The organism is Mesorhizobium sp. M7A.F.Ca.CA.002.09.1.1, assembly GCF_003998555.1.
Lineage (GTDB): Bacteria > Pseudomonadota > Alphaproteobacteria > Rhizobiales > Rhizobiaceae > Mesorhizobium > Mesorhizobium ciceri.
This window is the reverse complement of the sequence record NZ_RZRR01000463.1, coordinates 1-4374: the sequence shown is the minus strand read 5'-3', so window position 1 is coordinate 4374 and position 4374 is coordinate 1. Positions and strand designations below refer to the sequence as shown.

General features: G+C 63.1%; 4 protein-coding genes. 1 reads left to right on the top strand and 3 read right to left on the bottom strand.

The window, feature by feature from the left end; translation table 11 throughout:
* Positions 1–258: 258 nt before the first annotated feature.
* Both EN994_RS19750 and EN994_RS19745 read right to left on the bottom strand, forming a co-directional pair.
* Positions 259–870: a LysE family translocator gene (locus EN994_RS19750; RefSeq protein ID WP_127307739.1), complete on the bottom strand. Its 612-nt coding sequence runs from the start codon at positions 868–870 to the stop codon at positions 259–261.
* A 157-nt stretch (positions 871–1027) separates the two neighbouring features.
* On the bottom strand, positions 1028–1687 hold the full coding sequence (locus EN994_RS19745) for a response regulator transcription factor (RefSeq protein ID WP_063169189.1): 660 nt from the start codon (positions 1685–1687) through the stop codon (positions 1028–1030).
* 130 nt (positions 1688–1817) lie between these two features.
* Between EN994_RS19745 and EN994_RS19740 the strand changes: the two genes are divergently transcribed.
* Positions 1818–3587 carry an ATP-binding protein gene (locus tag EN994_RS19740; RefSeq protein ID WP_063169188.1) on the top strand — a complete coding sequence of 590 codons (1770 nt, stop codon included), beginning with the start codon at positions 1818–1820 and terminating at the stop codon, positions 3585–3587.
* A gap of 165 nt (positions 3588–3752) precedes the next feature.
* On the opposite strand, the gene EN994_RS19735 is transcribed toward EN994_RS19740, so the two are convergent.
* On the bottom strand, positions 3753–4334 hold the full coding sequence (locus tag EN994_RS19735; protein ID WP_013529179.1) for a CarD family transcriptional regulator: 582 nt from the start codon (positions 4332–4334) through the stop codon (positions 3753–3755).
* Between the last annotated feature and the right edge of the window lie 40 nt (positions 4335–4374).

Sequence of the window (4374 nt, the reverse complement as noted above, 5' to 3'; positions counted from 1 at the left end):
ATCCGGAGCAGCAACGGACGAAGCGGTTCATTGCGACGCTGAAGCAGGAGGCTGAGAAGGAAGGCGGCGGCGGGTAGGCGCGGCCTAGGGTCTGTAGAATTCGGGCGATGGCCCCGAAGGCGCGCCGGTTCCGGTATATCTTGCCGGATGCGCGAGCAGGCCGTCAGCCATCCTTCGGCATATCGGGCCTTGCCGCCAGCAGCCGCTGAAATTTCACCGTCAGATCTCCCTCGAAATCGCGGCTCTTCATTTGCAGGTTCAGATATGATGGCTGACGAGCGCCACGCCAAGTCCGATGAGGATCGAACCGCATGTCTTTGGGATCACCCATCCGGCGCCAGTGAACCGGCCAAGGGCGAGGGAGGCGATGCCGACCGCCGCAAGGTCGGCCATCGAGAAGATGAGATTGACGATGATGCCGAGGATGAGGAACTGCAACCCGACGGCCATGCCGGCTGACGGATCCACGAACTGCGGCAGGAAGGTCAGGAAGAACAGTGCCGTCTTGGGATTGAGGATCTCGACGACCATGCTGTCGCGAAATGTGTTCGGGGCCGGCCTGGCACCATCCTCGCCCATCCGGTTCCAGCCCAGGAACATGGCAAGGCCCAGCGAAATGAGATATGCGGCGCCCGCCCATCGGATCACCAAGAAAGCGACCGGCGCGTGTTCCATCAGTGCGGCGAGCCCGACCGCCGCGGCCAGGATGTGCACGTAACAACCAAGATGGACACCCAGTGCCGCCATCAATCCCGCCTGACGGCCATGGGCCAGCGTCTGCGCTGTCATGTAGAGAATCGCCGGTCCTGGCATGCAGGCGAAGGCGAGTGTTGCGAGGGCGAACGGAATCCAGAGATCCAGCGATGGCATGACAGCTCCTCCCATGTGATCAAGCCGTGGGAGGAGTAGGCCGGGGGGCAGGCCGAAAACATACGGCGGATGCCGTATTTGGATGATGATCGGGTTTGGCTAATCTGCCGATGGTTAAGGGGCCGTTGCCGGGTTGCCCATTGTAGCGGCTGCGATATCAGCCGGTGGGCAATCCCAGACGAACCGCGTAGGCGGTCAGTTCGGCGGTGTTGTGGAGACTGAGCTTGCCCATCAGATTTTCGCGATGTTTGCGAGCGGTCGGCAGGCTGATGCCCAGTCGTTCGGCGATGTCGCGCGTGATCATGCCTTGCGCCACCAGTTGAAGGATCTGCCGTTCGCGCCGCGTCAGCGGTACCGGGGACAGGATTTCCTGCGCGGCTATCGGCTCGCTTTCCCTGCCTATATCGCTGACCGCGAAGCGAACGGTTTTCGCCAGATAGGTGCCTCCGTTCTTGACCGCTTCGATGGCAGCGCCGAGTTCCTCGGGATCGCCATCCTTGGTCAGGTAGGCGTTGGCGCCGGCGCTGAGCGCGGCGCGTACTGTCCTCGGCTCGACATTGGCCGTCAGCACCACGATCCGCAGGCGTGGCGCCAAGGTCCTGATGGTGGCGATAAACTGCATCCCGGCCACACCTGGCATGCCGAGGTCGAGGATCAAAAGGTCGGCGCGCGTGCTTCGCAGCTGGCCAAGCAGCGCCTCGCCATCCGCAGCCTCGGCGACGACCGAGACATTGTCCATAGCCGAGATAAGCAACTTCAGCCCCTCGCGCACGATGGCATGGTCGTCGGCGAGTATGGCGGTGAGCGAGCGGTTCATCGGGGCACCATCCAGGGCTGCAGCGGCGTATATGGATCGATCGCCAACTTATGCGAAACAGGTTGCCGGTAGATCAACGGTACCGGGGAAGACCGGCCGGAGAATTACTTGGGACAATTGGAGGGATTCGATGCAGGAAGACAAGATACGCCAGGCCCTGGTCGAACTCCTGTATCGCAATTCCTACGGCGTGGTCATCTCCAACATCGTGATCTCGATGGCGGCGGTCTATGTTCTGAGAACGGCCGTTTCCGCCAATTGGCTGATCGGCTGGCTGGCGGCGCTGTATCTGCTGACGGCTATCCGGGTGCTGGCGTCGCGCCGTTTTTTCAGCCGCTCAAGGGATCGCGGCTCGATCTTGCGCTGGGCATGGCTGGCCACGGCGTTTTCCTGTATGTCGGGCCTTCTGTGGGGGGTGCTTGGCTGGGTCGGCTTTATGCCCGAGGCGCCGATCGTGCTGTCCTTCACGGTCATCGTCCTGACTGGTCTCGTCTGCGGTACGGTGCCGTCGCTGTCGGCCTTTCCGCCGGCGCTGGTCGGTTCCATCCTGGCCACGGTGGTGCCGGTCGCCTTGCGCTGCTTGACCACCCAAAGCGATATTTCCGGCGCCTTCCTGTTCCTGCTCGCATCGCTGGTGGCGATCAATTTCTACTACTGCCGTATCACCTACCGCATGCTGCGCGAAACCGTCAGCCTGCGACTGGAGAACGAAACGCTGGTCGAGCACCTGCAAGAGGAACGCGACAGGGCGCAGACCGCCGACCGTGCCAAGACGCGTTTTCTGGCGGCGGCGAGTCACGATCTGCGCCAACCGATCCATGCCCTGAGCCTGCTGGTCTCGACGCTTGCCATATTGGGGCAGCGCGGCGACGTACCCTCCGGCGAGGCGCGCGATCTGGCCAGCCGGGCGAAATCGGTTGTCAGCAACTTCAGTGGGCTGCTCAACGCTTTGCTCGATATCTCGCGGCTCGATGCGGGCATCGTCACGGTCGCGAGCGAGGCGGTGCCGCTGCGCGACCTCTTTGGTGATCTTCGCAATGAATTCGCCGCCGAGGCAAAACAACGCGGACTTACGTGGCGCGTGGTAGACAGCAGTCTCTACGTCGACAGCGACCCGATGATGTTGAAGCGCATCCTCAACAACCTGATCTCGAATGCCCTTCGCTACACCAAGCAAGGTGGTGTCCTGCTGGGCTGTCGCCGGCGCGGCGCATGTGTGGAGATACAGGTCCTCGACAGCGGCCCCGGCATCCCCGCCGATCAGCAGGGGATGGTCTTCGAGGAGTTCGTGCAGTTGCAGAACCCGGCGCGGGACCGCACGCAAGGCCTGGGACTCGGGCTCGCCATCGTTCGCCGCACCGCCGAGCTGTTGGGGCACCCCCTGAAATTGGCTTCGACGTCCGGGCGCGGTTCCCTGTTTTCCATCACCGTCGCGAAGGCCGGCGCGGTGCAAGCTCGCTTGGAGGTCGACACGACATCGCCGGCCAGCAGTGCCGCCGGCATCATGGTGGTCGAGGACGAGGGCGACGTTCTCGATGCCATGGTGCGCTTGCTCAGCCTGGAGGGACATCGTGTCTATCCCGGCCGCTCCGCCGCAGAGGCGCAGGAGGCCCATACGGCGGCGCTGGCTGCCGGCGATGCGCCGGTCGACCTGATCATCGCAGACTACCGTCTCGAGAATGACACCACCGGCACCGACGCGATCCGTGCGCTTCACGCCCATATCGGCCGGCTTGTCCCGACCATCATCATTACTGGCGATACGTCGCCGGCGCGCCTCAAGGAGATCAGCGCCAGCGGCAGCCGCATCCTGCACAAGCCGATCGCCGACGAGGAATTGCGCGAGACCATTACCGCGGTCTGCTTTGGCGGCAAGGCGATAAGTGGCGACACACGTTAAAACGAAACGCGCGCTCGACGGCTCGGCGCGCCGGCAAGCCGCGATGCAGCACGCTGGTGCGCAGGGCCTACCAACATCGAAGCTGCCGCCCGAAAGCAAAAGAGGCCCCGGTCAAACCGGAGCCTCCAATCGTTTCACGCAGGATTTCTCGAAAGGTGAGAAAGATCAGGCAGCTTCTTCCTGCTCGGCCTCTTCATTGTCGGCCTTGGCGCCACGCTTAGGGCCCTTGTTGAGGTTGACCTCGATTAGGCGCACGGCTTCGGTTTCCGACATGCGGTTGACGGCCGCGATCTCGCGGGCCATGCGGTCGAGCGCCGCCTCGTAGAGCTGACGCTCGGAATAGGACTGCTCCGGCTGGTTGTCGGCGCGGTAGAGGTCACGCACGACTTCCGAGATCGAGATCAGGTCGCCCGAATTGATCTTCGCATCATATTCCTGGGCGCGGCGCGACCACATGGTGCGCTTGACGCGGGCGCGGCCCTGCACGACCTTCAGCGCGCGCTCGACATAATCCTCTTCCGACAGCTTGCGCATGCCGATGGAGGTCGCCTTGGCGACCGGCACCTTCAGGCGCATCTTGTCCTTCGAGAAGTCGATGACGAACAGTTCCAGCTTGTGTCCAGCAACTTCCTGCTCGTCGATCGAGACGATCTGGCCGACGCCATGCGCCGGGTAGACGATGTACTCGCCGGTCTTGAAACCGTGACGCGCAGCGGTGGACTTCTTCTGCGGGGTGATCGTTGCCATTGCGCACTGAACTCCTTGCCGTGGCACCGGCGTCCTGCCG